General features: G+C 64.5%; 24 protein-coding genes. 10 read left to right on the forward strand and 14 right to left on the reverse strand.

Going from position 1 to position 24,837, the window contains the following annotated elements; genetic code table 11:
* Positions 1-198: 198 nt before the first annotated feature.
* Positions 199-549 carry an I78 family peptidase inhibitor gene (locus ASE90_RS17265; RefSeq protein ID WP_056003780.1) on the reverse strand — a complete coding sequence of 117 codons (351 nt, stop codon included), beginning with the start codon at positions 547-549 and terminating at the stop codon, positions 199-201.
* The gene (gene rnd / locus ASE90_RS17270) at positions 546-1,721 is read right to left on the reverse strand and encodes a ribonuclease D (protein WP_056003783.1); all 1,176 of its coding nucleotides are present in this window, start codon (positions 1,719-1,721) and stop codon (positions 546-548) included. The genes ASE90_RS17265 and rnd overlap by 4 nt, the downstream gene beginning before the upstream one ends.
* 109 nt (positions 1,722-1,830) lie before the next feature.
* Here rnd and aspS point away from each other — a divergent pair, with 109 nt between their 5' ends.
* Positions 1,831-3,627, forward strand: coding sequence for an aspartate--tRNA ligase (gene aspS, locus ASE90_RS17275; protein WP_056003786.1), 1,797 nt, complete (start codon positions 1,831-1,833; stop codon positions 3,625-3,627).
* 43 nt (positions 3,628-3,670) lie between these two features.
* Here aspS and ASE90_RS17280 read toward each other — a convergent pair whose 3' ends face one another.
* On the reverse strand, positions 3,671-4,297 hold the full coding sequence (locus tag ASE90_RS17280; protein ID WP_156357586.1) for a carbonic anhydrase: 627 nt from the start codon (positions 4,295-4,297) through the stop codon (positions 3,671-3,673).
* Positions 4,298-4,404: 107 nt separating this feature from the next.
* On the opposite strand from ASE90_RS17280, the gene lipA reads away from it, so the two are divergent.
* Positions 4,405-5,331 (forward strand): lipoyl synthase, encoded by a 927-nt coding sequence (gene lipA, locus ASE90_RS17285; protein WP_056004170.1) that lies wholly within the window; start codon positions 4,405-4,407, stop codon positions 5,329-5,331.
* Positions 5,331-5,831, forward strand: coding sequence for a type II toxin-antitoxin system RatA family toxin (locus ASE90_RS17290; protein WP_056003792.1), 501 nt, complete (start codon positions 5,331-5,333; stop codon positions 5,829-5,831). The genes lipA and ASE90_RS17290 overlap by 1 nt, the downstream gene beginning before the upstream one ends.
* Here ASE90_RS17290 and ASE90_RS17295 read toward each other — a convergent pair.
* The 3 genes from ASE90_RS17295 to ASE90_RS17305 are packed head-to-tail and all read right to left on the reverse strand — an operon-like array spanning position 5,753 to position 7,951.
* Positions 5,753-6,292: a CinA family protein gene (locus ASE90_RS17295; RefSeq protein ID WP_056003795.1), complete on the reverse strand. Its 540-nt coding sequence runs from the start codon at positions 6,290-6,292 to the stop codon at positions 5,753-5,755. The genes ASE90_RS17290 and ASE90_RS17295 overlap by 79 nt on opposite strands.
* A 4-nt stretch (positions 6,293-6,296) precedes the next feature.
* A complete protein-coding gene (locus ASE90_RS17300) occupies positions 6,297-6,812 on the reverse strand; it encodes a hypothetical protein (protein ID WP_056003798.1) in 516 nt (171 codons plus the stop codon).
* Positions 6,809-7,951 carry a bifunctional 2-C-methyl-D-erythritol 4-phosphate cytidylyltransferase/2-C-methyl-D-erythritol 2,4-cyclodiphosphate synthase gene (locus ASE90_RS17305; RefSeq protein ID WP_056003801.1) on the reverse strand — a complete coding sequence of 381 codons (1,143 nt, stop codon included), beginning with the start codon at positions 7,949-7,951 and terminating at the stop codon, positions 6,809-6,811. The genes ASE90_RS17300 and ASE90_RS17305 overlap by 4 nt, the downstream gene beginning before the upstream one ends.
* A 92-nt stretch (positions 7,952-8,043) precedes the next feature.
* Between ASE90_RS17305 and dusB the strand changes: the two genes are divergently transcribed.
* The 7 genes from dusB (at position 8,044) to hflX (ending at position 17,168) form a co-directional block, all read left to right on the forward strand.
* Positions 8,044-9,039, forward strand: a complete 996-nt coding sequence (gene dusB, locus ASE90_RS17310) for a tRNA dihydrouridine synthase DusB (protein ID WP_056003804.1) — start codon at positions 8,044-8,046, stop codon at positions 9,037-9,039.
* Positions 9,040-9,064: 25 nt separating this feature from the next.
* A complete protein-coding gene (locus ASE90_RS17315; protein ID WP_056003809.1) occupies positions 9,065-10,096 on the forward strand; it encodes a two-component system sensor histidine kinase NtrB in 1,032 nt (343 codons plus the stop codon).
* The gene (ntrC, locus tag ASE90_RS17320) at positions 10,093-11,547 is read left to right on the forward strand and encodes a nitrogen regulation protein NR(I) (RefSeq protein WP_056003811.1); all 1,455 of its coding nucleotides are present in this window, start codon (positions 10,093-10,095) and stop codon (positions 11,545-11,547) included. Before ASE90_RS17315 ends, ntrC begins: the two co-directional genes overlap by 4 nt.
* A gap of 79 nt (positions 11,548-11,626) precedes the next feature.
* Entirely contained in the window at positions 11,627-13,882 is a 2,256-nt protein-coding gene (locus ASE90_RS17325) for a sensor histidine kinase NtrY-like (protein WP_235531929.1), read from the forward strand.
* Positions 13,879-15,261, forward strand: coding sequence for a sigma-54-dependent transcriptional regulator (locus ASE90_RS17330; RefSeq protein ID WP_056003817.1), 1,383 nt, complete (start codon positions 13,879-13,881; stop codon positions 15,259-15,261). The genes ASE90_RS17325 and ASE90_RS17330 overlap by 4 nt, the downstream gene beginning before the upstream one ends.
* 102 nt (positions 15,262-15,363) lie before the next feature.
* Positions 15,364-15,885 (forward strand): RNA chaperone Hfq, encoded by a 522-nt coding sequence (hfq, locus tag ASE90_RS17335; protein ID WP_268795030.1) that lies wholly within the window; start codon positions 15,364-15,366, stop codon positions 15,883-15,885.
* Positions 15,882-17,168, forward strand: a complete 1,287-nt coding sequence (gene hflX, locus ASE90_RS17340) for a GTPase HflX (RefSeq protein ID WP_056003823.1) — start codon at positions 15,882-15,884, stop codon at positions 17,166-17,168. The genes hfq and hflX overlap by 4 nt, the downstream gene beginning before the upstream one ends.
* Positions 17,169-17,201: 33 nt before the next feature.
* Here hflX and mazG read toward each other — a convergent pair whose 3' ends face one another.
* From mazG to ASE90_RS17380, 8 genes are all read right to left on the reverse strand, one after another.
* Positions 17,202-17,918 carry a nucleoside triphosphate pyrophosphohydrolase gene (gene mazG, locus ASE90_RS17345; RefSeq protein ID WP_056003825.1) on the reverse strand — a complete coding sequence of 239 codons (717 nt, stop codon included), beginning with the start codon at positions 17,916-17,918 and terminating at the stop codon, positions 17,202-17,204.
* Positions 17,919-18,085: 167 nt separating this feature from the next.
* The gene (locus ASE90_RS17350; RefSeq protein ID WP_056003828.1) at positions 18,086-18,691 is read right to left on the reverse strand and encodes a TIGR02281 family clan AA aspartic protease; all 606 of its coding nucleotides are present in this window, start codon (positions 18,689-18,691) and stop codon (positions 18,086-18,088) included.
* Entirely contained in the window at positions 18,688-19,452 is a 765-nt protein-coding gene (locus ASE90_RS17355) for an MBL fold metallo-hydrolase (RefSeq protein WP_056003831.1), read from the reverse strand. The genes ASE90_RS17350 and ASE90_RS17355 overlap by 4 nt, the downstream gene beginning before the upstream one ends.
* The gene (locus tag ASE90_RS17360) at positions 19,449-20,228 is read right to left on the reverse strand and encodes a TatD family hydrolase (protein WP_056003834.1); all 780 of its coding nucleotides are present in this window, start codon (positions 20,226-20,228) and stop codon (positions 19,449-19,451) included. Before ASE90_RS17360 ends, ASE90_RS17355 begins: the two co-directional genes overlap by 4 nt.
* Positions 20,225-21,775, reverse strand: a complete 1,551-nt coding sequence (gene metG, locus ASE90_RS17365) for a methionine--tRNA ligase (protein WP_056003837.1) — start codon at positions 21,773-21,775, stop codon at positions 20,225-20,227. Before metG ends, ASE90_RS17360 begins: the two co-directional genes overlap by 4 nt.
* Before the next feature lie 281 nt (positions 21,776-22,056).
* Complete coding sequence (locus ASE90_RS17370; protein ID WP_056003840.1) at positions 22,057-23,043, reverse strand: AAA family ATPase; 987 nt, start codon at positions 23,041-23,043, stop codon at positions 22,057-22,059.
* Complete coding sequence (tmk, locus tag ASE90_RS17375) at positions 23,040-23,666, reverse strand: dTMP kinase (protein WP_056003843.1); 627 nt, start codon at positions 23,664-23,666, stop codon at positions 23,040-23,042. Before tmk ends, ASE90_RS17370 begins: the two co-directional genes overlap by 4 nt.
* Positions 23,663-24,829 carry a D-alanyl-D-alanine carboxypeptidase family protein gene (locus ASE90_RS17380; protein WP_056003846.1) on the reverse strand — a complete coding sequence of 389 codons (1,167 nt, stop codon included), beginning with the start codon at positions 24,827-24,829 and terminating at the stop codon, positions 23,663-23,665. The genes tmk and ASE90_RS17380 overlap by 4 nt, the downstream gene beginning before the upstream one ends.
* Between the last annotated feature and the right edge of the window lie 8 nt (positions 24,830-24,837).

Genomic DNA, 24,837 nt, shown 5'->3' on the forward strand with positions numbered 1-24,837 from the left:
ACACGCGCCCGATCTGCGACCGTCCGACCGTTCCTTCCACCGTCCGGATCACCCCGTCATACCGACCGTGCGTTGCTGAGGACACAACGCGAACGTGTCAACTTCCGCGCCCGCAACGCCGACTAACCTACTGCGATATATAGGATCTAACTGATTTCACCGACCGGCATACTGTAACCTTCGTCGACTTCCGCCACGTCATCCGCAACGCAAATTGGTCACGATACCCTTGTCGTCGACATCGATATTCAGCCGATCCTGCCGGAAGTCCATCGTTACGATCGTGCCCGGCCGAATCACCCGAACCGTCCGCGTGCCGGACCGCTTGCGGGCATCGTCCGTCATGTTTTGCGTCACCGTCTTGCCGACCAGATCCCTGATCGTTCCGACGCCGCAACTGTCGATCTGTCCGACCGGTCCCGGCCCGACCGGACGACCACCTATGATCATCGGCGGCGTCCTTACCGGCGGTCCGGCCACCGGTGGGGTGTAGGTCTGCGGTTCGGCACAGCCGACCATCGCCACCGCCATCAACGCAAATTGCTTCATTCCACCACCTCCGCTCGGGTCATCTTCAATCGTCCACCCAGCACCGTGAACCCAAGCTGACCCTCGACCAATGCCAATGCGTCGCGGCCAAACTGTTCGAACCGCCACCCGGTCAGGATCGACAGCCCCTCGCGCTGTCCGGCGGCCAGCGCCTCCAGATCGTCCGACCGGGCGAGCAGCCGCGATGCGACCTTGATCTCATTGGCCCGGATTTTCAGCAGCAGTTTCAGCAGGTCGGCGACCAGCGCGCCTTCCTTGCCCAATGCGGGCTTGCGTTCGTCGCGGCCCGGCATCTCGTCGGCGGGCAGCGGCTTCGCTTCGGCCAGCGCGGTCATCATTCGCGAACCGATATCGTTGTGCGCCCATGCCGCCGACAACCCGCGCACCTTGGCCAGATCGGCCTGCTTGCGCGGTGGATTGCCCGCCAGATCGGCGATCGTCTCGTCCTTGACGATCCGCCCGCGCGGCAAATCCTTCCCCTGCGCCTCCAGCTCGCGCCATTTGCCGAGCGCCTTCAATCGCCCCAGCACCTCGGGCTTGCGGCTGTTGACGCGGACGCGCTGCCACACCGTCTCCGGATCGTTGAAATAATTGGACGGATCACCGATCCGCTCCATCTCCTCGTCCAGCCACAGCCCGCGCCCGGTCTTGCGCAGCTTGCCCAGCATCTTGGGGAAAATGACCGACAAATGCGTCACGTCGGCGATCGCATAGTCGATCTGCCGATCGTCGAGCGGCCGCCGCGACCAGTCGGTGAAGCGCGCGCCCTTGTCGACGGTGATCCCCAGATAGGCATCGACCAGATTGGAATAGCCGACCTGCTCGCCCTGACCCAGCGCCATCGCCGCCACCTGCGTGTCGAACATGGGGAAGGGGGTCTTGCCGGTCAGATTATAGACGATCTCGATATCCTGCCCGCCGGCATGGAAGACCTTCAGCACGTCATCGTTATCGGTCAGCAGGTTGAGCAGAGGGGTCAGGTCGATCCCCGGTGCCATCGGATCGATCGCCGCGGCTTCCTCGGTATTGGCGATCTGGATCAGGCACAGTTCGGGCCAATAGCTGTTCTCGCGCATGAATTCGGTGTCGACGGCAACGAAGTCGGACGTGGCGAGGCGGGTACAGAGGGCAGCGAGCGTCGCGCTGTCCGCGATCAACGGATGGATGTGCATCGCGCCCGCATAGCAAGGGTCGCGCGCCTTGACAAAAGGGGGTGGGAGAGGGAAGCGGCCCACGTTCCAAAATCACTATTTTAGTGAAACACCGCCAAAGGTCTTACCGATGCACGCCTATCGCACTCATAACTGCGGCCAGCTGACCGACGCGAACGATGGCGAGACCGTCCGCCTGTCGGGCTGGGTGCATCGCAAGCGCGACCATGGCGGCGTGTTGTTCATCGACCTGCGCGACCATTACGGCATTACCCAGATCGTCGCGGACAGCGATTCGCCTGCGCTCGCGCTGCTGGAATCGGCACGGACCGAATCGGTGCTGACAATCGACGGCAACGTGAAGCTGCGCAGCGAGGCGACCAAGAACCCGAACCTCGCCACCGGCGCGATCGAAATCTACGCGCGCGCCGCGACGCTTCAGTCGGCGGCGCAGGAATTGCCCATGCCGGTCGCGGGCGAAGCCGAATATCCCGAAGACATTCGGCTTCGCTATCGCTTCCTCGATCTGCGTCGCGAACGGCTGCACGCGAACATCCTGCTGCGCTCGAACGTCATCGCGTCGCTGCGCCGCCGGATGATCGATCAGGGGTTCACCGAATTCCAGACCCCGATCCTGACCGCATCGTCGCCGGAAGGGGCACGCGACTATCTTGTCCCCAGCCGCGTTCATCCCGGCAAATTCTATGCGCTGCCGCAGGCACCGCAGATGTTCAAACAGCTGTTGATGGTCGCCGGTTTCGACCGTTATTTTCAGATTGCGCCCTGCTTCCGCGACGAAGATGCTCGCGCCGACCGCAGCCCCGGCGAATTCTACCAGCTCGACTTCGAAATGAGCTTCGTCACGCAGGAAGACGTGTTCGCCGCGATCGAACCCGTGCTGCACGGCGTGTTCGAGGAATATGCCAACTGGCAGGGCAAGGGCCGCACGGTGTCCCCGCTGCCGTTCAAGCGCATCCCCTATCGCGAATCGATGCTGAAATACGGCAACGACAAGCCCGACCTGCGCAACCCGCTGATCATCACCGACGTGTCCGACCTGTTCGTCGGTTCGGGCTTCGGCCGCTTCGCCTCGATCGTCGAGGCGGGCGACGTGGTCCGCGCCGTGCCGGCACCGAGGACCGCCGAAAAGAGCCGCAAATTCTTCGACGACATGAACGCGTGGGCGCAGTCGGAAGGGTTTGCCGGCCTCGGCTATGCCACCCGTAAGGGCGGCGAATGGGGCGGCCCGATCGCCAAGAACCATGGCGAGGAAGGCATGGCCAAGATCGCCGAAGCGCTTGGCCTCGGCCCCGATGACGGTGTGTTCTTCGCCGCCGGCAAGGAAGCGCAGGCCGCAAAGCTCGCCGGACTGGCACGGACCCGCGTTGCCGAGACGCTGGGCCTGATCGACGACAAGCGGTTCGAGTTCTGTTGGATCGTCGATTTCCCGATGTTCGAATATGACGAGGACGCGAAGAAGGTCGACTTCAGCCACAACCCCTTCTCGATGCCGCAGGGCGAGATGGAAGCGCTGGAGACGATGAACCCGCTCGACATCCTCGCGTACCAGTACGACATCGTTTGCAACGGCGTGGAGCTGTCGTCGGGCGCGATCCGGAACCATCGTCCGGAGATCATGTACAAGGCGTTCGAGATCGCCGGCTACAGCCAGGAAGATGTCGACACGAACTTTGCCGGCATGATCAACGCATTCAAGTTCGGCGCACCGCCGCACGGTGGCTCTGCACCGGGTGTCGACCGGATCGTCATGCTGCTGGCGGACGAACCGAACATCCGCGAAGTCATCACCTTCCCGATGACGCAGAAGGCTGAAGACCTGATGATGGGCGCGCCCAACTATGCGACGCCCAAACAACTTCGCGAACTCAATATCCGCGTGACCGTCGACGGTCCGAAGGAAGGGTAAGCATCATCGCAGGGCGGGGGAGTATCCCCGCCCCGCGTCCTGTTCATGCGTTTTCGAACGTATCGCCTTCGAGCACGCGCAGACGTCCGTCCTCAATCGCGAAAACCGCGCCGTGCAGCTTGAGCGTGCCGGCTTCGACCCGTTCCTTGACGAACGGGAAGGTCATCAGGTTGTTTAGCGAGACTTTTACGCCTTCCTGCTCAAGCGCCTTCTGGCCTTCGGGACCGGTGCCATGTTCGGCCACGACCTTTTCGCGTGCCCCATCGAGCAGGTCGATCCAGTGGGCGACGAAGCCGCCTTCCCCCGGCTTGGTATTCGCCAGCGCCTGGGTGAGGCAGGCGTTGACGCCGCCGCAAGCGCCGTGGCCGAGGACGAGGACTTCCTCGACCTCCAGCTTCGTCACCGCGAATTCCAGCGCTGCCGACACGCCGTGCCGCCCGCCATCGTCCTCGAACGGCGGCACGAGATTGGCGACGTTGCGCACCACGAAAATTTCGCCCGGACGTGCGCCGAAAATGGTCGCCGGATCGACGCGGCTATCGGAGCAGGCGATCACCATGACCTTGGGGCTCTGGCCACCGGCCAGTTCGCTCCAGCGCTGGCGTTCCTGCTGCCACTCGGTGCCACGAAAGCGATAATAGCCCTCTTTGAGGTCGCTGAAGTGCATCAATGATTCTCCGTCGAAATGTATAATTCTTCCCTCGGTCGGTAGACGCATGGCGCGCGCGAACGTTGCAGGCGGTTGTTCGTTTCGCCGTGCATCGCTATCTGACACGCATGAACGAGATGACGCCGCTGCCCCGCCCCGAGCGGATCCGCAAGCCCGACTGGATTCGGGTCAAGGCACCGACCGGCAAGGTCGTGCAGGAAACCCGCGCGCTGATGCGCTCGAAAAGCCTGACGACGGTATGCGAGGAAGCGGCCTGCCCGAATATCGGCGAATGCTGGTCCAAAAAGCATGCGACCGTCATGATCCTCGGCGACACCTGCACCCGCGCTTGCGCGTTCTGCAACGTGAAGACCGGCATGCCGCGCGCGGTCGATCCGATGGAGCCGCAGCATGTCGCCGAAGCGGCGGCGGCGATGGGGCTGAACCATATCGTCATCACCTCGGTCGATCGCGACGATCTGCCCGATGGCGGTGCCAAGCAGTTCGTGAAGGTGATCGAGGCGATCCGCGCCGCGAACCCGACCACGACGATCGAGATCCTGACCCCCGATTTCCGCAACAAGCACGAGGCGGCGGTCGAGATGATCGTGGCGGCGCGCCCGGACGTCTATAACCACAATCTGGAAACCGTACCGCGCCTCTATCCGACCATCCGTCCCGGCGCGCGCTATTATGCATCGTTACGCCTGCTGGAGAGTGTGAAGAAGCTCGACCCGTCGATCTTCACCAAATCCGGTATCATGCTCGGCTTGGGCGAAGAACGTCTGGAAGTGCATCAGGTGATGGACGACATGCGATCGGCCGACATCGATTTCCTGACGATGGGCCAGTATCTGCAACCCACGCCCCGCCACGCGAAGGTCATCGACTTCGTCACGCCCAAGGCCTTTGACGGCTTTGCAGCGATCGCCCGGGCCAAGGGCTTCCTGCTGGTCGCGTCGTCGCCGCTGACCCGGTCGAGCTACCATGCCGGTGACGATTTCGAACGGATGCGGGCGAACCGCGATGCCAAGCTGGGCGTTGTCCGCGGCTGATGCCAAAGCACAACGAAACCCGCCATCTGCCCTATTCCCCCGAGCAGATGTTCGATCTGGTCGCCGATGTCGCGCGCTATGGCGAATTCCTGCCATGGGTCAGCGCGATCCGGGTGCGGTCAAACAGCGATACCGAAATGGTCGCCGACATGATCGTCGGGTTCAAGGGGCTGCGCGAGAGCTTCACGTCGAAGGTTCAGAAGGAACGGCCCGACCATATCCGCGTCGATTATCTCGACGGGCCGCTCAAATACCTCAACAACGACTGGCGCTTCCGCCCCGACGGGCAGGGCGGCTGCTATGTCGATTTCGGCGTGGATTTCCAGTTCAAGAGCCGCATGTTCGAAATGCTTGCCGGACAGGTGTTCGACCGGGCGTTGCGCAAGATGATCGGCGCGTTCGAGGATCGCGCCGCCGATCTTTACGGCGATTCGGGCACCGGTTCTTCCGGTGCGACTTCGGGCGGCAGCAGCAGTTCGAGCGCACATAGTGCCGCCTGAAGACGGACCCCGCCACGGCCAAGGTCACCGAACTGGCGCAGGTCGGCAACGACCTTCGCCGGATCGCCGCCCTTTTCGGCGCGCGCGAACACGACGGTCCCGACCGGTTTCTTTTCGGTACCGCCGCCCGGACCGGCGACGCCGGTGATGGCGACGGCGACATCGGCCTGCGTCACCTCCAGCGCGCCCTGCGCCATGCTCCATGCCGTTGCGATCGATACTGCGCCGAACGTTTCGATCACGTTGGTGCTGACCCGGACCAACTCGACCTTGGCATCGTTCGAATAGGTCACGAAGCCCGCGTCGAACACGTCCGAGCAACCGGGAATTTCGGTTATAGCCGCCGACACCAGCCCGCCGGTGCAGCTTTCGGCCAGTGTGATGCGCCGACCCGCGGCACGGTTCGTTTCGACGACGCGGCGCGCGGCCTCGATCAGTTCGGGGGGTAGGATACTGTCCATTACATCAATTCCGGGCGCGCTGTCCGCATAGCGGCAGGCGCATCTGGGGGTTGGGCCGGTCGGCATCGACCTGCGCGAACAGGACGATGAGACCGGCGACGTTGCGGGGCGGCAACGGTTGCACAAGGTTCGCTGCCCGCTCGATGCGCGGACAATCCGCCGGATCGATATTGCCGACCACCATCGGCGCGATCAGCGATGCGACCAGCGGCGCGGCGAACGACGCATCAAGCAGCTGGATCGCCTGCGGTGCGGTCAGGCGGGCGAGCGCCGCCTTCGCCTGCGGCCACGCCGCATCGGTTTCGGCTTCGTAACGCGCAAGGAACGGACCACTGGTCCGGCGGATCAGCGCCGTCGGGGGCAGGGCGTTGGCACACCGTGCGCCGGCCTGCCGGATCAGTTCGGGTGCGACGAACAGCACCAGCGCCTCTGCCTCGACCGGCGTCACGCACGCCTGCGGCGTCTGCGCCGACGCCGAACCGCAAGCGAACAGTCCGAGGAACGCGGCGAGGCGCTTCATGCCGGCACCCGGATCGTCGCGATCGCCTGTGCCGCGATTCCTTCCTGCCGTCCGGTAAAGCCCAGTCGCTCGCTGGTCGTCGCCTTGATGCTGACCTGCCGTTCCTCGATCGTCAGGATTTCGGCGATCCGACTGCGCATAGCCGCGCGGTGCGGCCCGATCTTGGGCGCTTCGCAGATCAACGTCAGGTCGACGAAATCGATGATCCCGCCCTCGGCACGGACGAGCTTGGCAGCGTGCGCCAGAAACTGTCCTGATTCGGCACCGCGCCACTGCGCATCGCTCGGCGGAAAATGCGTTCCGATATCGCCGGCCCCGATCGTGCCGAGCAAGGCGTCGGTGATGGCATGCAACGCGACATCGGCATCGCTATGCCCCGACAGCCCGCGATCATGCGGGATCAGCACGCCGCCCAGCCACAATTCCTCCCCGGTTTCGAGGCGATGGACGTCGTAGCCGGTGGCGCTACGCGAAACGAGCGCGGGCAGGGCGCGCGCCTCGGCCAGTGTAAAATCGGTCGGATAGGTGATCTTGTCGAGCATAGTGTCCCCTTCGACCATCGCCACGTTCAGCCCGATCGCGCGCAACATCTGCGCATCGTCGGTGGCTTCGGTGCCGGCATCCCATTCGGCATGCGCCTGACGGATCGCCGCCATGTCGAACGCCTGTGGCGTCTGCACCCGCACCAATGCGGCGCGCGGCACGACATCGCCAAGGCCTACGCCAGCCTGTGCCAGCGTATCGGCAACCGGCAGGACCGGCACGGCACCGGGCGCATTGTCGAGCGCAGCTAGCAGCCGATCGACTACGGCGGCTGGGATGAACGGCCGTGCCGCGTCATGGATCAAGATGCGCGCCGCGTCGGCGACGACGGCAAGGCCGGCGGCGACGCTTTCGCGCCGGGTCGCGCCGCCGATGACATACTCCACGTCGCCGATGGCAGCGTGCAGCGCGTCGGCCTGCCCTGCACCGATCACGACGACCACCCGGTCGATGCCGGGATGCGACGACAGCGCAGCATAGGCGTGCGCGACCATCGGACGTCCGGCGACAGGCGCGAACTGCTTAGGGGTGGCGCTGCCCGATCGCGTCCCGTTACCGGCGGCGACGATCAGCGCGACTGTTGGTCCGGTCTGCATGGCCGTCCGCCTAGCGCAAGGCGCGTGCGCCCGCCAGCCTTGCCCTGCGCACAGCGTTGCGCTAGAGCTTGCCTGATTTTCAGGCACGATTGATGACCATAGCTCCCATCCGTATCGGCGATGTCGTCATCGACACGCCCGTGATCCTCGCGCCGATGACCGGTGTCACCGACCTGCCGTTCCGCAAGATGGTGCGGCGGCACGGATCGGGGCTGAACGTCACCGAGATGATCGCCAGCCAGGCCGCGATCCGCGAAACCCGTCAGTCGATTCAGAAGGCGATGTGGGACGCGGTCGAGGAACCGGTATCGATGCAGCTCGTCGGCTGTACGCCGGTCGAAATGGGCGAAGCCGCCAAGCTGGCCGAGGACAAGGGCGCGGCGATCGTCGATATCAACATGGGCTGTCCGGTGCGCAAGGTCACGAACGGCGATGCCGGGTCGGCGCTGATGCGCGACCTGCCGCTCGCCGCCGAGCTCATCGCGGCGGTGGTGAAGGCGGTCGACGTCCCGGTCACGGTGAAGATGCGGATGGGCTGGGATCACAACAGCCTCAACGCCCCCGAACTGGCGCATATCGCGGAGGATCTGGGCGCGCAGATGGTGACGGTCCATGGTCGCACCCGCAACCAGATGTATCGCGACCATGCCGACTGGGGGTTCGTCCGCCGGGTGAAGGATGCGGTGAAGGTGCCGGTGATCGTCAACGGCGATATCTGCTCGGTCGACGATGCCCGGACCGCGCTGGATCAATCGGGTGCCGATGGCGTGATGATCGGTCGCGGTGCCTATGGCCGGCCGTGGCTGCTCGCGCAGGTCATGCAGGCCCTGTCGGGCGAGCATGTTCAGGACGATCCCTCGGTCGAAGAACAATATCGCCTGATCCTCGAACATTATCACATGATGCTCGACCATTATGGTGCCGAAACCGGCGTCAACATGATGCGCAAGCATATCGGTTGGTACACCAAGGGACTGCACGGCTCCGCCGATTTCCGGAACAAGGTCAATCAGGAAGCGAGCGCCAAGACGGTGCTGGCGATGCTCGACGACTTCTACGCACCATGGTGCTCGCGCGCAGCGGCGTGACAGCAGCGTGACGTCAGCAACCGCGATGCCGGCGTTTGCCGACCTGTTCGCAGGGCTTCCGGTCGCCGCGCTGGTGCTCGATGAGGCGGGGTGTATTGCCCATGCCAATGGTGCCGCCGAACTGCTGTTGAACCTGTCGGACCGGGCGATGCGCGGCCTGTCGCTCGAACAGATCATTTCGCTGCCACCGGGCTATGCCGAACAGCGCGATGGCCGCGCTTTTACGAGTTACGACTGCGAATTGCAGTTGAAGCGCGGCGGGCGGCTTCGCCTGGACTTCCACGACAGCCCGGCAGCGCATGGCTCGGCGTGGCGGATCGTCATGCTGTACGGACTGCGCGGCGGCCATGCGATGTCGCAGGCCGCCGGCGCGCGGGCCGCGATCGGTGCGGCGGCGATGCTGGGGCATGAGATCAAGAATCCGCTGTCGGGAATTAGGGGTGCCGCTCAATTGCTGGCGGGCGACGTCGACGATCGCCCCGTCCTGACCGACCTGATCATCGCCGAGGTCGATCGCATCGCCGCATTGATCGATCGGATGCAGGATTTTACCGACGATCGGCCGCGCGAGTTGGTCGCGCAGAACATCTATCCGGTGCTGGCCCATGCGGTGCAGCTTGCCTCCGCCGGCTTCGCCCGCGGCGTAACGATCGAGGAGCGCTTCGATCCGTCGCTGCCGCCGGTCCGCATCGACCGCGACGCCTTTGTTCAGGTCATGGTAAACCTGCTCAAGAACGCTGCCGAAGCGCTTGAGAAGGTGGAGAAGCCCCGCATCATTCTCGGCACGGCCTATCGCCACGGCCTGTCGCATGGCATTCATGACGGCAGCCGACGCGCCGTACCGATCGAACTGACCGTCACCGACAACGGCCCCGGTGCCCCCGCCGATATCGCCGGCCATCTGTTCGAACCCTTCGTCTCGGGCAAGCGCGAGGGGCGGGGGTTTGGCCTGCCGATGGTCGAGAAGCTGGTCAGCGAGATGGGCGGTCTGGTTCGCTATGCCCGTGAAGGATTTCCCGCGATGACCGTGTTCCGCATGCACCTGCCGCGCGCATGACCGGTCCCGCCCGCATCCTGCTGGTCGATGACGACGCCGCGATCCGCATGGTCGTGGCACAGGCGTTGCGGCGTGAGGGGTACGACGTACAGAGCGTCGCGACGCTCGGCCAGTTGCGCGCCGAACTGCGCGCCGGGCTGCCGGGCGTGCTGGTCACCGACGTCGTCCTGCCGGATGGCGACGGCCTCGAAATGGCCGCGTCGCTGGCCATCGAATATCCGGATCTGCCGATCATCGTTCTGTCGGCCCGCAACACGCTGACGACCGCCGTTCGGGCCGCGGAGGCGGGGGCCTTTGATTATCTGCCTAAGCCGTTCGATCTCGACACCCTCGCGCTGGCGGTGCGCGGCGCGCTGGCGAGGCGCGCCGGAGTGACGGAGGATCAACCGGTCGACGCACTCGATTCGTCGTTGCCGTTGATCGGTCGTTCTCCGGCGATGCAGGACGTTTACCGCGTGATCGCCCGCGTCGTCGCGACCGACCTGACCGTACTGGTCACCGGCGAGTCCGGGACCGGCAAGGAACTGGTCGCCCGCGCCCTCCACGACCTCGGCCGGCGGCAGCGTGCGCCGTTCATCGCATTGAATATGGCGGCGATCCCGCGTGAACTGATCGAAGCGGAACTGTTCGGCCACGAACGCGGTGCGTTTACCGGTGCTGCGCAACGTTCGGCAGGCAAATTCGAACAGGCCGCCGGCGGCACGCTGTTCCTCGACGAGATAGGCGACATGCCGATGGAGGCGCAGACCCGGCTGCTGCGGGTCCTGCAGTCCGGTGAGTTTACCAGCGTCGGCGGTGCCCGCCTGATCCGGGCCGACGTCCGCATCGTCGCCGCAACGAACAAGACACTGGCAGCGCAGGTCCAGTCGGGCCAGTTTCGTGAGGACCTGTTCTACCGACTCAACGTCGTCCCGATCGCACTGCCGCCGCTGCGCGAACGGCGACAGGACATTCCGCTACTGGCACGCCATTTCCTTGATCAGGCCGCCCGCGAAGGTCTGCCGCGCAAGTCGCTGACGCCGGAGGCGTTGGCATTGCTGGAGGGGCATGACTGGCCCGGCAACGTCCGCGAGCTGGAGAATCTCATGCGCCGCGTCGCCGTGCTCGGCCGCGACGCCGCGATTGACGCCAGCGAACTGCGCGGGACGCTGGGCGAAGCGACCGGCAAGCCGATTGCGTTACCCGACACCGACCTCGACGAAGCAGTACGCGCATGGGTCCGCCGCATCGCCCGCGAGGAACCCGCCGCGCTCGACAACGGCACACTTTACGACCGGCTCATCTCCGACGTGGAACGCCCGCTGATCGAAGCGATGCTCGATCGCCACGCCAACAACCAGTTGCGTGCCGCAAAAGCCATGGGGCTGAACCGCAACACGCTGCGCAAACGGCTCGACGATCTGGGCATCGATCCGACGCTTCGCGCCTATCATGCTGACAAGGAACGCTGATCGGTTCGGTTCGCACCCAGGTTGCGATTTGACGTGCGTTGCCGCCGGAATGTTGTAAAACCGCAACATGGGTGCAGCGTTGACGGAACCGGCTCGGGCCTCATCGATCCCCGCGCGGTGGTTCCCGGCGATCGAGGGTGCGGTCCTGCTCCTTGCGATCGCGGTCGGCATCGGCAGCTATTTCCTGTTCGACGGCAGTCAGGCGGCACGGGGACGACTGCCATCGCCGTCGCTGATGGCGGTGGTGCTGGTCGCCAACCTGATCCCGGCGATGGCGCTGCTCGTGCTGATGGGCCGCCGCATTGCCAAGCGCCGCGCAGCCAGATCGGAGATTGGCGGCACCGGCACGTTGCATGTGCGTCTGGTTGCGCTGTTCTCGATCCTCGCCAGCGTACCGATGCTGCTGGTCACGGTCGTCGCGTCGTTCCTGTTTCAGTATGGCGTCGAATTCTGGTCGTCGACGCGCGCTCGCGGCATTTTTGAGAATGCGCAGGCGCTCGCCCAGTCGTCGTACAACGAATTCCTCGATGGGGTCGACAGCCAGAACGTTGCCGTGGCTTCGGACGTCCGGCGGATGCTGTTGAACAATCGCTACTCGATGGAAAGCGACGAATTTCGCCTGTTGTACCAGCAAAGTATGTTCATCCGTTCGCTCAGCGATTCGGTGGTGTTCGATATTCCGGCGGATGGGCGCCCGAGATCGCTGGCGTCGGCCTCCATCTACGAGGGCCCGTTGCGCTGGAGCATCGATCCGAAATCGATCACAGCATTACGATCAGGGCGTAAAAGCTATGTCAGCGTTCGAGACGGGCAGGTCCAGTCCGTGACGCGCGTCCCCGACACGCCGTATTTCGTTTATTCCGCGCGCGACATCGACTTTGCCAAGTTGCAGGATCGCCTGAACCGCACACGTGCGATCCTGTCGGACTATGACGCACTCTTGAACCGATCACGCAGCGTCCAGCTAAGACTGAACATCGCGCTGTTCATCGTATCGCTGCTGATCGTTGGCCTCGCCGTGTTCGTGGCGCTCGCGGTTGCCGATCGTCTGGTCCGGCCCGTGGGCGCGCTCGTCGGGGCCGCACGGCGCATCGCCGATGGCGATCTATCGGCCCGCGTCCCCGAACCGACCCATACCCGCGTCAAGGACGAGATCGGCACCCTCGCCAGCGCGTTCAACAGCATGACCGAGCGGTTGCAGGAACAGACCGGCGAACTGGTTGCCGCGAACGCCCAGATCGACAGCCGCCGTGCCCTGATCGAGGCGGTGATGTCAGGCGTCAGCGCGGGCGTGGTATCGGTCGGTTCCGACCGGATCATCCGCCTCGCCAACAGTTCGGCGACCGCGCTGCTCAAGACCGGCACGATGCCGCTCGTCGGCCGTCCGCTCGCCGAAGTGGCACCCGAACTCGACCCCCTGCTCGGCAGCGATACGCAGGACGCGATCATCCAGCTTGCCGCCGGCGGTGAGGCCAAGACGCTGGCGGTGCGCATCACCCGCGACGATGGCCAGCACATCCTGACCTTCGACGACATTACCCAGCAATTGCTCGATCAGCGCCGTGCGGCATGGTCCGACGTCGCCCGCCGCATCGCGCACGAAATCAAGAACCCGCTGACCCCGATCCAGCTCGCCGCCGAGCGGCTGCAACGCCGCTATGGCAGCAAGCTGCAGGAGGACGACGGCACCTTCGCGCGGTTGACCGAAACGATCGTGCGGCAGGTCGGTGACCTGCGCCGCATGGTAGATGAATTCTCGTCCTTCGCGCGGATGCCCAAACCGGTATTCCGGCACGAGTCCCTCGCCGAGCTGGCGAGGCAAAGCCTGTTCCTGCACGAAGTCGCCCATCCCGATATCGATTTCGTCCTCGAAGCCGCCGGCCCCGCGCCGCTGGTCTGCGACCGCCGGCAGCTGGGGCAAGCGCTCACCAACATCGTCAAGAATGCGACCGAAGCCGTTGCAGCCCGCCCGGAAACGGCCGAACGCGGCCGCATCGAAATCGACGTTCGCTACGATGCGCAGGGGCGGATGCATATCGACACCAGCGACAACGGTATCGGCCTGCCGGTCGAGCGGGACCGTATCGCCGAACCCTATATGACGACGCGCAAGGGCGGCACGGGCCTCGGCCTCGCCATCGTGCGCAAGATCGTGGAGGAACATTTCGGAACCATATCGTTCGCCGACCGTCCCGGAGGAGGGACGATCGTATCGATCATATTCGACCCATCGGTTCTTGCCGCTCTCGCCGGTACCGGATCGACGGAAGATGATGCCCCACAGGAGGTTATGACGCGCCATCCCATGCTTACCCGGACCGGAACGCCCGCATGAAGCTCGACATTCTCGTCGTCGACGACGAAACCGACATCCGCGAACTGGTCGCCGGCGTCCTTGAGGACGAAGGCTATGACACGCGCGGTGCCGCCGACAGCGATGCCGCGCTGGAGGCCGTTGCGCAGCGTCGTCCGTCGCTGGTCCTGCTCGACGTCTGGCTACAGGGATCGCGGCTTGACGGGCTCGATTTGCTCGACGAACTGAAGGCGCGCGATCCGTCGCTTCCGGTTCTGGTCATCTCGGGCCATGGCAATATCGATACTGCCGTGGCGGCGATCCGCCGCGGTGCGGTCGACTTCATCGAAAAGCCGTTCGAGGCCGAACGCTTGCTGTTTCTGGTCCAGCGCGCGACCGAAACCGAACGCTTGCGCCGGGAAGTGGCGTCGCTGCGTGCATCAGTGGGTCGTGAGGATGATCTGACCGGCAGTTCGACCGCGATCAACAGCGTCCGCGCGACGCTGAAGCGTGTCGCCGGCACCGGCAGCCGGGTCCTCATCACCGGCGGGGCAGGGGTCGGCAAGGAAGTCGCCGCCCGCCTGCTGCATGGCTGGAGCCAACGCGCCCGTGCACCGTTCGTGATCGTCAGCGCCGCACGGATGACCCCGGAACGGGTCGATGAGGAACTGTTCGGTGTGGAGGAAGGCGGCAATCTCGTTCGCCCCGGCCTGCTCGAACAGGCGCATGGCGGCACGTTGTTCCTCGACGAAATCGCCGACATGCCAATCGCGACACAGGCCCGCATCCTGCGCGTTTTGACCGACCAGAGCTTTACGCGGGTCGGCGGTACGCGGGTGGTGAAGGTCGATGTCCGCGTCGTCTCGGCGACCGCGCGGGATCTTCAGCAGGAGATCGTCGACGGCACGTTTCGCGAGGACCTGTATTACCGGCTCAACGTCGTACCGGTGCAGATCCCGTCGCTGGCCGAACGGCGCGAGGATATCCCGCCGCTGGTGGAACATTTCGTCGCGCATTATGCCAATGAACGTCGCGTATCGACGCCCGAGGTGGCACCCGATGCGATGATCGCGCTGCAAAGCTATGAATGGCCGGGCAATGTCCGGCAGTTGCGCAACGTCGTCGAGCGTACGGTCATCCTCGCGCCGGGCAATCGTATCGCCCGCATCGATATCGACCTGCTGCCGCCAGAGGTGCTCGGGTCGGCGGGCGATGGGGCAGGGGGTGCGTCGGCCAGCGCAATCATGGGCTCGCCGCTGCGTGAGGCCCGCGAATCGTTCGAACGCGAGTATCTCCGTGTCCAGATCCGGCGTTTTTCGGGCAATATTTCGCGGACCGCGACGTTCATCGGCATGGAACGCTCGGCATTGCACCGCAAACTCAAACTGCTGGGGATTACCGAGACGCGCGGCGACGAATAGCCGGAAGGTCCCATTGCGGGCACCGGCCAAGCGACCTAGATTGCAGATCCGTGCCACTGGGGCACGGCAACCGGGTGCCGGTCAAAGACACTCACGCGGGAAATTTCCCGCCAAAAACAAGGGCAAACCATGGCCGATAGGCACGGGTCGCTACAGGACCTGTTTCTCAACTCGCTCCGCCGGTCGAAGACACCGGTCACGATGTTCTTGGTCAAGGGCGTAAAGCTCCAGGGTATCGTGACATGGTTCGACAATTTTTCGGTGTTGCTGCGCCGCGATGGACAATCGCAACTGATCTACAAACACGCCATTTCGACGATTATGCCCGCCGGGCCGGCCGACCTGTCGTCCGTGATCGAGGCGGCGGCCGAGCATTCGACGAAGAACGCGCCGCTACAGGAAATCTTTCTGAACGCTGTGCGCAAGGCGCAGGAAAACGTCACCATGTTCCTTGTGAACGGCGTGATGTTGCAAGGTCAGATCGCTGCATTCGACCTGTTCTGCATGCTGCTGCAGCGTGAGGGCATGTCGCAATTGGTATACAAGCACGCCGTTTCGACGATTCAGCCGGCCAATCCGCTGAACCTTGCGGAGGAACAGGCATCGGGAGCGGACGAAGTTTGAGCACTGGTTTCGATCGCGACGCGCAGGAATTCACGCGCGGCGCAGCGGCAATGGTCGTCCTGCCCGATATGGGCGGATCGGCGCGCGACGCCGATGCCCGATTGGAGGAAACCGCCGGGCTGGCGCTGGCGATCGGCGTGGACGTCCGCCACCGCGTACCCTTCCGCGTCCGTGCGCCGAAGCCGGCGACGTTGCTCGGCAGCGGGCAGGTCGATCAGCTGGCGGCCATCGTCCGGGACGACGATATCCAGTTGGCGGTGTTCGATGCGGCGCTGACGCCGGTGCAGCAGCGCAATCTCGAAACCGCGCTGGCCTGCAAGGTGATCGATCGCACCGGCTTGATCCTCGAAATCTTCGGCGAACGCGCCCGTACTGCCGAGGGGCGGTTGCAGGTCGAACTGGCCCATCTCGATTATCAGGCCGGTCGACTGGTCCGGAGCTGGACCCACCTTGAACGGCAACGCGGCGGCTTCGGCTTTCTCGGTGGTCCGGGTGAGACCCAGATCGAGGCCGACCGTCGCCTGATCCGCGATCGGATGGCGCGGCTGCGGCGCGAGCTGGAGGGCGTATCGCGGACCCGGACGCTCCATCGCGACCGCCGTCAGCGCGCGCCATGGCCGGTGGTTGCGTTGGTCGGCTATACCAATGCGGGCAAATCGACGCTGTTCAACCGGCTGACCGGTGCCGATGTCATGGCCGAAAACCTGCTGTTCGCGACGCTGGACCCGACGCTGCGCCAGGTATCGCTGCCGGGTGTGGACAAGGCGATTCTGTCCGATACCGTGGGGTTCGTGTCCGACCTGCCCACGCAATTGGTCGCCGCGTTCAAGGCGACGCTGGAGGAGGTCGTGTCGGCCGACCTGCTCGTCCACGTCCGCGACGTTGCACATCCCGATACCGAAGCACAAGCCGCCGACGTCGAAGCCGTCCTCGCCGAAATCGGCGTGGATGAAACAACGCCGCGGATCGAAGCATGGAACAAGCTCGACCTGTTGCGCGAGGAAGATCAAACCGAACTGCTCGGCGAAGCGGCTCATCGTGACGATGTCGTCGCGCTGTCGGCGCTGACCGGGGAGGGGGTCGATCGTCTCGTTCGTACCGTCGGGGATCGGTTGACGCAGGGTCATCGCCGCTACCGGATCGCGCTAGCACCGGAGGACGGCGCAAGTGCTGCGTGGCTACATGCGCATGGCGAGGTTACCGACCACTGGATCGACGAAGGCCGCGCCTTGTACGATGTCCGCATGTCGCCAGCCGATTACGATCGGTTCCTGACGCGTTGATCGCTGCCGAGTATCGTTAACTTCGCGTTAGCGTTACTCGGCCGCCTTTGCACGTTGCCACGCCGATTCCTGTTCGGCCAGCGTCCGGTCGGCGAAGGTGGCATCTTCAGCTTCCATAGCACTGAATCGGCGCTCGAATTTGCCGTTCGCCGCACGTAACGCGGCTTCGGCGTTGACGCCCAGATGCCGGGCCCAGTTGACGACCGAGAATAACAGGTCGCCGACTTCGTCGAACCGCTCGGCGTCGGTCGTCGCTTGCGTGATCTCGGCAAGTTCTTCGTCGATCTTGTTGCGCGGACCGGTAGCGTCGGGCCAGTCGAAGCCGACGCGGCCAGCACGTTTCTGCAGCTTTTCCGCCCGCGCCAGTGCGGGCAAGCCCAACGCGACCCCCGCCAAGGCACCGCCTTGCCCCGGCTTCTGGCGGCGTTCGGTGGCCTTGACCTGTTCCCACAGGTGATGACCGCCAACTTCTGCGTCACCAAATATATGCGGATGACGACGTTCCATCTTATCGCTGATCGCGTCGACGACATTGCTCAGGTCGAAATAACCCGCTTCCTCGGCGATACGGCTGTGGAACACAATCTGGAGTAGCAGATCGCCCAATTCGTCTTTCAGGTCACCGATATCGCCGCGTTCGATTGCGTCGGCGACCTCATAGGCTTCCTCGATGGTATAGGGCGCGATCGTCGCAAACGTCTGTGCGCAATCCCATTCACAGCCACGTTCCGGGTCCCGGAGCTGTGCCATGATCGCGACGATCCGCCCGACGGTATCATGTTCCGCAGTGGCCGGCCGAGCGGACGGCTCGCAGTCTGCTGGAGTGATGATGCCGGTACCATGTTCCGACCCAGGGAGTCCCATAACCGCCTCCATCAATGCATCAAGGCAAATGCGATAATCGACATTATGTAAAATTAGACGTCATTTCCGGTATCGAGGACCAACGTTCCGCCCTCAACGCGCCAACTTCGTAACCTTGACAGGAAGTTCATGCCGATGACGTCGAAATTGCCGAATGCCGGCGACACCACGATCGGCAGGTCACGGGTTTCCAGCGATCCGATCCGCACCGTTTCGATCCGTCCGCGCGCCGCCTCGACCATTCCGTTCGCGGTCGTGATCACCACCGGCGGCACCCGTCGCGGCGTGACGCCGATCGCCTTGGCGGTCGCTTCCGAGATCGCCGTCGTCGTCGCACCGCTATCGATCAGCATCCGCCGCTCAACGCCGTTCAACCGCGCCGTTGCGTAAAAATGTCCGTCGGGCGACTGACGGATACGAACCGTGTCACCCTCGACCATCTGCTCGGCCAGACCAAGCCTTTCGCCTAGACCCGCTGCGACTTCCGTCAATCGGGCGCGGTTGCTAAAAGCTACAAACAGAACCCCGGCAATGATTGCCCACCCGACAACGGAGCGTATTACCGCCCGGGCTGGCGGACGCCGCACCAGCAGCGACGACAATGGCAGCGTAAGCGCCAGCAATCCCAGCAGGACATAGACGCCGCGATCATCGCTCACAGCGTCAGTTCCAGCCCGTCAAACCCCGGCTCGACCCCGTCCGGCAGTGTCGAGCACAATGTGGCATAATCCATCGAATGATCCATATGGATCAGTACCGTGCGCCCGGCCTGGCATGTCTTCGCGAACGCCAGAGCTTCGTCGAGGGACGGATGGGTCGGATGCGGCGCAACCCGCAACGCATCCACCACGAGAATGTCGACGCCGCGATACAGTTCTATCATTTCGGGCGTTACCGTGCTGAAATCCGTCGCATAGCCGATCGATCTGCCCTCGGTCTCGAACCGCAGCCCGGCCGAAAAAATCGAACCATGCGGCTGATCGGTACAGTTTACCGCGATCGGACCGACGGCCATTCGGTCGGGCAGAACATCGGCCGCGACGGTCGCACGGTAGCCCTGTCGCCCGGCAAAGACATAATCGAACCGCGACTTCAGGCTGGCCAGCGTGTCCGCTCGGGCAAAGCCGCGTACCGTCGATCCCTGATTGTGGAACAGTTGCCGCAGATCGTCGATGCCGTGACAGTGATCGGCATGGTCATGGGTCCACAGCACTGCGTCGATGGTCGCGACGTCCGCCGCGAGCAGTTGCTCGCGCATATCCGGGCCGGTGTCGATCAGAATGCGCGTACCGCCATGCTCAATCAACGCGGACACACGGGTACGGCGATTGCGCGGTTCATTCGGGTCGCAAACGCCCCAGTCGTTGCCGATCCGCGGCACACCCGACGACGTACCGGAGCCGAGAATGCGGATTTTCACGCGAGCGTCTTCGCGAACAGCGTATGAAAATTAGCTCGCGTTGCGTCGGCTAACGCTTCCGGGTCCTCGCCACGCAGCTGCGCGAGGAAGCGGCAAGTGTCGGCGACGAATGCAGGCTCACCCTGTTTTCCACGGTGTGGGACGGGCGCCAGAAACGGCGCGTCGGTTTCAATGAGCAGCCGGTCCTGTGGTAAGTCTTTGGCGACTGCTTGCAACACCTGTGCGCTTTTGAACGTCACGATGCCGGAAATGGAAATGTAGAAACCGAGATCGAGCGCGATCCGTGCGAGTTCTGCCGACCCGGTGAAGCAATGCAGAACGCCGGGGAAGGTCCCCTTTCCCAACTCGTCGCGCAGGATCGCTGCGGTATCGTCTTCGGCGTCGCGGGTATGCACCACGATCGGCAAGCCCGTTTCGCGACATGCGGCAAGGTGCGACCGAAAACTGACCTGCTGCGCACCGCGATCGCTATGGTCGTAATAGTAATCGAGTCCGCTCTCGCCGATGCCGACGACCCGCGGGTGCATGGCCGCCGTGACCAGTCGCGCCGTGTCGACATGTGGGTGCTGGTCGGCTTCGTGCGGATGGATGCCGACCGTCGCCCAGACGTCTGGTTCGCGCTCGGCGGTGGCAATCACCGCGTCCCATTCGCTTTCGCGGGTCGAGATGTTCAGCATCGCCACGACGCCGGTGCTGCGGGCGCGGGTCAAGACGTCGCCTTGAACCTCGGCAACGCCCTTATAGTTCAGGTGGCAATGGCTGTCGGCCAGTTTCATGCCGGTACGGTCTCCGCGATCGTCAGTCGTGGAAAGATGGGGGTCGGTGGAGCGATCCGGAAGCCCGCAGCGCGCGCTTCTTCGTACCAGCGGTCGTCGCCCAGCGCGTCATGCCCCTGCCCCGCCTGCCCCAGCTGGTTGAGCAGCGCTTCGGCTGAGGCCGGGACGACCGGCACGATCGTGACGGCGAGATCGCGGATCGCACGGACCAGCGTGCCGAGGACGGCATGCATCCGTTCGGGATCGGTCTTGCGGAGCGCCCACGGGGCCTGCACGTCGATATACTGGTTGCAGGCGAACACGCCGCGCATCCATGCTTCGAGTGCCTGGCTGAGTTGTAAGTTGGTGAAGTTGCCACGGAAGGTAGTGGTTGCTTCGGCGATCGTGGCGAGCAGATCGGCGTCGGCGGGATCGCTGCGGCCCGGTTCGGGCAGCGCGCCTTCCAGATTTTTCGCGATAAAAGAAAGGGTTCGCTGCGCGAGGTTGCCGAAGCTGTTGGCGAGGTCGCTGTTCGCGCGGGTCACGATCGCTTCGTCGGAAAAGCTGCCGTCCTGACCGAAGCTGACATCGCGCATCAGAAAATAGCGCAGCGAGTCGACGCCGTAGAGCCGGGCAAGCTCGATCGGATCGGCGACATTCCCGGCCGATTTCGACATTTTGGTCCCGTCGCGGGCCAGCACATGGCCGTGGCCGAACACGGTTTTCGGCAGCGCCAACTTCGCCGACATCAGGAAAGCGGGCCAATAGACCGCGTGGAAGCGGACAATGTCCTTGCCGATCAAATGCAGCGCCGCCGGCCAGTAGCGGTTCGGCGCGTCGGGATAGCCCGCGCCGGTCAGATAGTTGGTCAGCGCGTCGACCCAGACATACATGACGTGGCCGGGGCTGTCGGGCACCGGCACCCCCCAGTCGAAGCTGGTGCGCGACACCGACAGGTCGGTCAGCCCGCCCTCGACGAAGCGCAGTACTTCGTTGCGGCGGCTTTCGGGCTGAATGAAGTCGGGGTTGGCGGCGTAGAAATCGAGCAGCGGCTGCTGATATTTCGACAGGCGGAAGAACCACGTCTCCTCGGCGGTCCATTCGACCGGCGTGCCCTGCGGCGAGAGGCGGACGCCGCCCTCCCCGTCGACCAGCTCCTTTTCCTCGTAAAAGGCTTCGTCGCGGACCGAATACCAGCCTTCATAGCGATCGAGATACAGGTCGTCGGCATCGCGCATCGCCGTCCAGATCGCCTGCGAGGCGGCATAATGCTGCGGTTCGACAGTGCGGATGAACCGATCACAGGAGATGTTCAGTTCGCCCGCCATGTCGTGAAAATAACCCGACATTTCATCGGCAAGCGCACGGACGTCGACGCCGCGTTCGCGCGCGGTCTTGACCATTTTCAGGCCGTGTTCGTCGGTGCCGGTCTGAAAGAACACGTCGCGTCCGGCCTGCCGATGAAAGCGGGCGATGGCGTCGGCGGCGATCATTTCATAGGCGTGGCCGATATGCGGCCGGCCGTTCGGGTAATGGATCGCGGTGGTGATGTAGAAAGGATCGGACATGGTCCGAGGCTCTACGGTTCAAAGCGTGACAGAACAAGGTCGGGGATTGCGGCGCTTTTGGCGGCGGACCACGGCGCGCTCCCGCCCGAGATACTCTCGCCGTCCGAAACCGTCATTCCGGCGAAGGCCGGAATCCATGGATACGGGCGATAAAGATAGAGCCGCGACGTACCGTGACCATGGATCCCGGCCTGCGCCGGGATGACGGAGCAGCTAACCGAGAGATCCCAGGCTTCGCTCAAATGACGTCAATTTCAGGACACGCAGCGTTCCGTGCCGGCTTAACCGCCCGGACGCCCCGGCGCCAGGCGGGCGATCAGCCCGGCCATTTCGAACACCGTCGTCTCCGCCACCAGCGACAGGGCCGGAGCCATCGATGCCAGTGCCCGCGCCTTGTCATAGGCGTCGAGCGCGTCGCGCAACGCTGGCCCGGTCCGCGTCCGCGCCGTCGCGGCGATCAGTGCCGGAGAGCGGTCCAGAAACATCGCATAGCGTGGCTGGGCGGTCTTGCCGGCGAGCGATTTGGCAAGGCGCGAGCGGATGCGGTTGTCGAGGTCGCCCGTCTCGGCAATTTCCGACAGGTCGCGGTCGAGCGCGGCGACCGACAGTCCGGCATAGGCCAGCGCGCGGCCGGGCGATCCGTCCGCCGCGGCGACCAGCGCGGCAACTTCCGCCGCTTCGGTTTCGGGCAATTCCGCGCGTACCACCGTCGCGACCTCTGCATCGGTCAAGGGATCGAAGCGCAGTTGCCGGCAGCGCGAGCGGATCGTCGGCAGCAACCGTCCCGGCGAATGGCTGACCAGCAGGAAGATCGTGCCGACCGGCGGTTCTTCGAGGTTCTTGAGCAGGGCGTTGGCACCCGGCCGTTCGAGATCGTCGATCGCATCGATCACGATCACCCGGCGCGACGACAGCGCAGGCTTGGTCGCGAACAGCGGCTGCAGGGTGCGGACCTGATCGATCTTGATACTGCGTGCGATATCCTGATCGGGCTTGTCAGGGTCCTTGGGCAACCGGACGAGTTCGCGATAGTCGGGATGCGCGCCCGCCGCGATCAGCGCGGCGGCGCGGTGGTCGTCGGCGATGTCACCGCGCATCCGGCTGCGCCCGTCGATTGCGGTGGCGAGCAGGCGCAGCGCCATGTCGCGGGCAAAGCTGCCCTTGCCGACCCCCTCGGGTCCGCTCAGCAGCCACGCATGGTGCAGCGATGTACCTTCCGCAGCGGCGATGAACGCCTGCCGCGCGGCATCATTGCCGATCGGGGTCATGGCAGCAGATCGGCGATCGCTTCGATCAGGCGCGCGGTCACCGCCGATACCTCGCCCGAGGCGTCGATGCGGCGCACCCGGTCGCTTTCGGTCGCGGCGATCCGGTCGAAGGTCGTTGAGACCGAGCGATGGAAATCATCGCCCCGCGCCGCGAACCGGTCCGCCGCCTCGCCATCGCGGGCACGGGCGCGCGCGTCCCCTTCCCCATCGGGCAGGGTCAGCAGCAGCGTGCGGTCGGGCAGCAGTCCGCGCGACCCGAAGGCATGGAGCGCGAGGATCGCCGCATCATCGATCCCCTGCGCGCCCTGATAGGCGCGGGTGCTGTCGATGAACCGGTCGCAAATCACCCAGCTGCCCGCCGCAACCAGCGGGTTGATGTGTTTTTCGACGTGATCGGCGCGCGCGGCGGCGAACAGCAGCGCCTCGCTATGCGCGCTCCAGCGGCGTACCTCACCCTGCATCAGCAGGTCGCGGATTGCCTCGGCCCCCTCGCTGCCGCCCGGCTCGCGGGTCAGCACCGCATGGATGCAGCGCGCTTCCAGCGCGGCAACCAGCGCGCGGGCCTGGGTCGATTTACCGACCCCTTCCCCGCCCTCCAGCGTCAGGAACCGCCCGGCGCTCAAGCGAACAGCGAGGTCAGGCTTGCCCAGATCCGGCCGAAGAAGCCGGCCTCGGCCACGTCCTTTTCGGCGACGAGCGGCATACGCTGTTCCCCGGTGTCGGGCGAGGAGATCACGAGGTCGGCGATATGCTGACCCTTGGCGATCGGTGCCTTGATCGGGCCGGTATAGACGACCTTCGCCGTGATCGGGCTGTTGGTGCCGGCGGGCATCGTGACGGTCAGCGCCTTCGGCGCGACGAGGCCGACGGTCGAGGAATCGCCCAACTGAACCTCGGCCGTCTCGACCTTCTTGCCCGCCGCGACGATCGGGCGTGCGCGCCATGCGCCGAAGCCCCAGTTCATGAATTTGACCGATTCGGCGATACGCTGGTTCGCGCTGGTCAGACCGGCCAGCACCATCACCAGTCGCCGGCCGTCCTGTTCGGCCGAACCGGTGAAGCCATAGCCGGCCTCCTCGGTATGGCCGGTCTTCAGGCCATCGGCACCGCGCACCCGGCCCAGCAACGGGTCACGGTTCGCCTGCGTGATCGCGGCCCCCTCGCCCAGCGTCTTGCCCCAGGTGAAATCGGTCTTCGAATAGAATTTCTTGTACAGCTGCGGATGGTTCTGGATCGTCGCGGAGGCAAGCTTCGCCAGATCGCGCGCCGTCACATAGGTGCGGCCTTCATCGGGCCAGCCGTTCGACGTGCCGAAATGGCTGTTGGCCAGACCCAGTTCCTTGGCCCGCTGGTTCATCAGGTTGGTGAACGCTTCTTCCGAACCGGCGATCTTTTCGGCGAGCACGACGCAGGCATCGTTCCCCGACAGGACGATGATGCCGTACAGCAGGTTTTCCACGCTGACATTCTCGTTCACCGACAGGAACATGGTCGATCCGGCCTGAGGACCGTGCCACTTCTTCCACGTTTCGGGCGATACGGTCGCCATGTCCCCAAGCTTCAGATCGCCCTTCTTGATCAGGTCGAACGCGACGTAGGCGGTCATCATCTTGGCCATCGATGCCGGCGGCATCCGGCGATCGGCGTCCTTCGCATACAGCGTCGCACCCGACGACAGGTCAGTCATGAACGCGACCGGTGCCGGCGTGTCGAACGCTGGCGCGGCGGCGATGCCGGGGGTGGCGATGGCGATGGCGGCGATGCTCGAAAGGGCGATCTTACGCATGGGGCACG

It is taken from the genome of Sphingomonas sp. Leaf67, assembly GCF_001421965.1.
Taxonomy (GTDB): Bacteria; Pseudomonadota; Alphaproteobacteria; order Sphingomonadales; family Sphingomonadaceae; genus Sphingomonas.

What these genes read in the sequence shown, in the direction of transcription:
- ASE90_RS17265 (WP_056003780.1), bottom strand. Translation starts at nt 549, where the DNA reads ATGAAGCAATTTGCGTTGATGGCGGTGGCGATGGTCGGCTGTGCCGAA.
- rnd (WP_056003783.1), bottom strand. Translation starts at nt 1,721, where the DNA reads ATGCACATCCATCCGTTGATCGCGGACAGCGCGACGCTCGCTGCCCTC.
- aspS (WP_056003786.1), top strand. Translation starts at nt 1,831, where the DNA reads ATGCACGCCTATCGCACTCATAACTGCGGCCAGCTGACCGACGCGAAC.
- lipA (WP_056004170.1), top strand. Translation starts at nt 4,405, where the DNA reads ATGAACGAGATGACGCCGCTGCCCCGCCCCGAGCGGATCCGCAAGCCC.
- ASE90_RS17290 (WP_056003792.1), top strand. Translation starts at nt 5,331, where the DNA reads ATGCCAAAGCACAACGAAACCCGCCATCTGCCCTATTCCCCCGAGCAG.
- ASE90_RS17295 (WP_056003795.1), bottom strand. Translation starts at nt 6,292, where the DNA reads ATGGACAGTATCCTACCCCCCGAACTGATCGAGGCCGCGCGCCGCGTC.
- ASE90_RS17300 (WP_056003798.1), bottom strand. Translation starts at nt 6,812, where the DNA reads ATGAAGCGCCTCGCCGCGTTCCTCGGACTGTTCGCTTGCGGTTCGGCG.
- ASE90_RS17305 (WP_056003801.1), bottom strand. Translation starts at nt 7,951, where the DNA reads ATGCAGACCGGACCAACAGTCGCGCTGATCGTCGCCGCCGGTAACGGG.
- dusB (WP_056003804.1), top strand. Translation starts at nt 8,044, where the DNA reads ATGACCATAGCTCCCATCCGTATCGGCGATGTCGTCATCGACACGCCC.
- ASE90_RS17315 (WP_056003809.1), top strand. Translation starts at nt 9,065, where the DNA reads ATGCCGGCGTTTGCCGACCTGTTCGCAGGGCTTCCGGTCGCCGCGCTG.
- ntrC (WP_056003811.1), top strand. Translation starts at nt 10,093, where the DNA reads ATGACCGGTCCCGCCCGCATCCTGCTGGTCGATGACGACGCCGCGATC.
- ASE90_RS17330 (WP_056003817.1), top strand. Translation starts at nt 13,879, where the DNA reads ATGAAGCTCGACATTCTCGTCGTCGACGACGAAACCGACATCCGCGAA.
- mazG (WP_056003825.1), bottom strand. Translation starts at nt 17,918, where the DNA reads ATGGCACAGCTCCGGGACCCGGAACGTGGCTGTGAATGGGATTGCGCA.
- ASE90_RS17360 (WP_056003834.1), bottom strand. Translation starts at nt 20,228, where the DNA reads ATGAAACTGGCCGACAGCCATTGCCACCTGAACTATAAGGGCGTTGCC.
- metG (WP_056003837.1), bottom strand. Translation starts at nt 21,775, where the DNA reads ATGTCCGATCCTTTCTACATCACCACCGCGATCCATTACCCGAACGGC.
- ASE90_RS17370 (WP_056003840.1), bottom strand. Translation starts at nt 23,043, where the DNA reads ATGACCCCGATCGGCAATGATGCCGCGCGGCAGGCGTTCATCGCCGCT.
- ASE90_RS17380 (WP_056003846.1), bottom strand. Translation starts at nt 24,829, where the DNA reads ATGCGTAAGATCGCCCTTTCGAGCATCGCCGCCATCGCCATCGCCACC.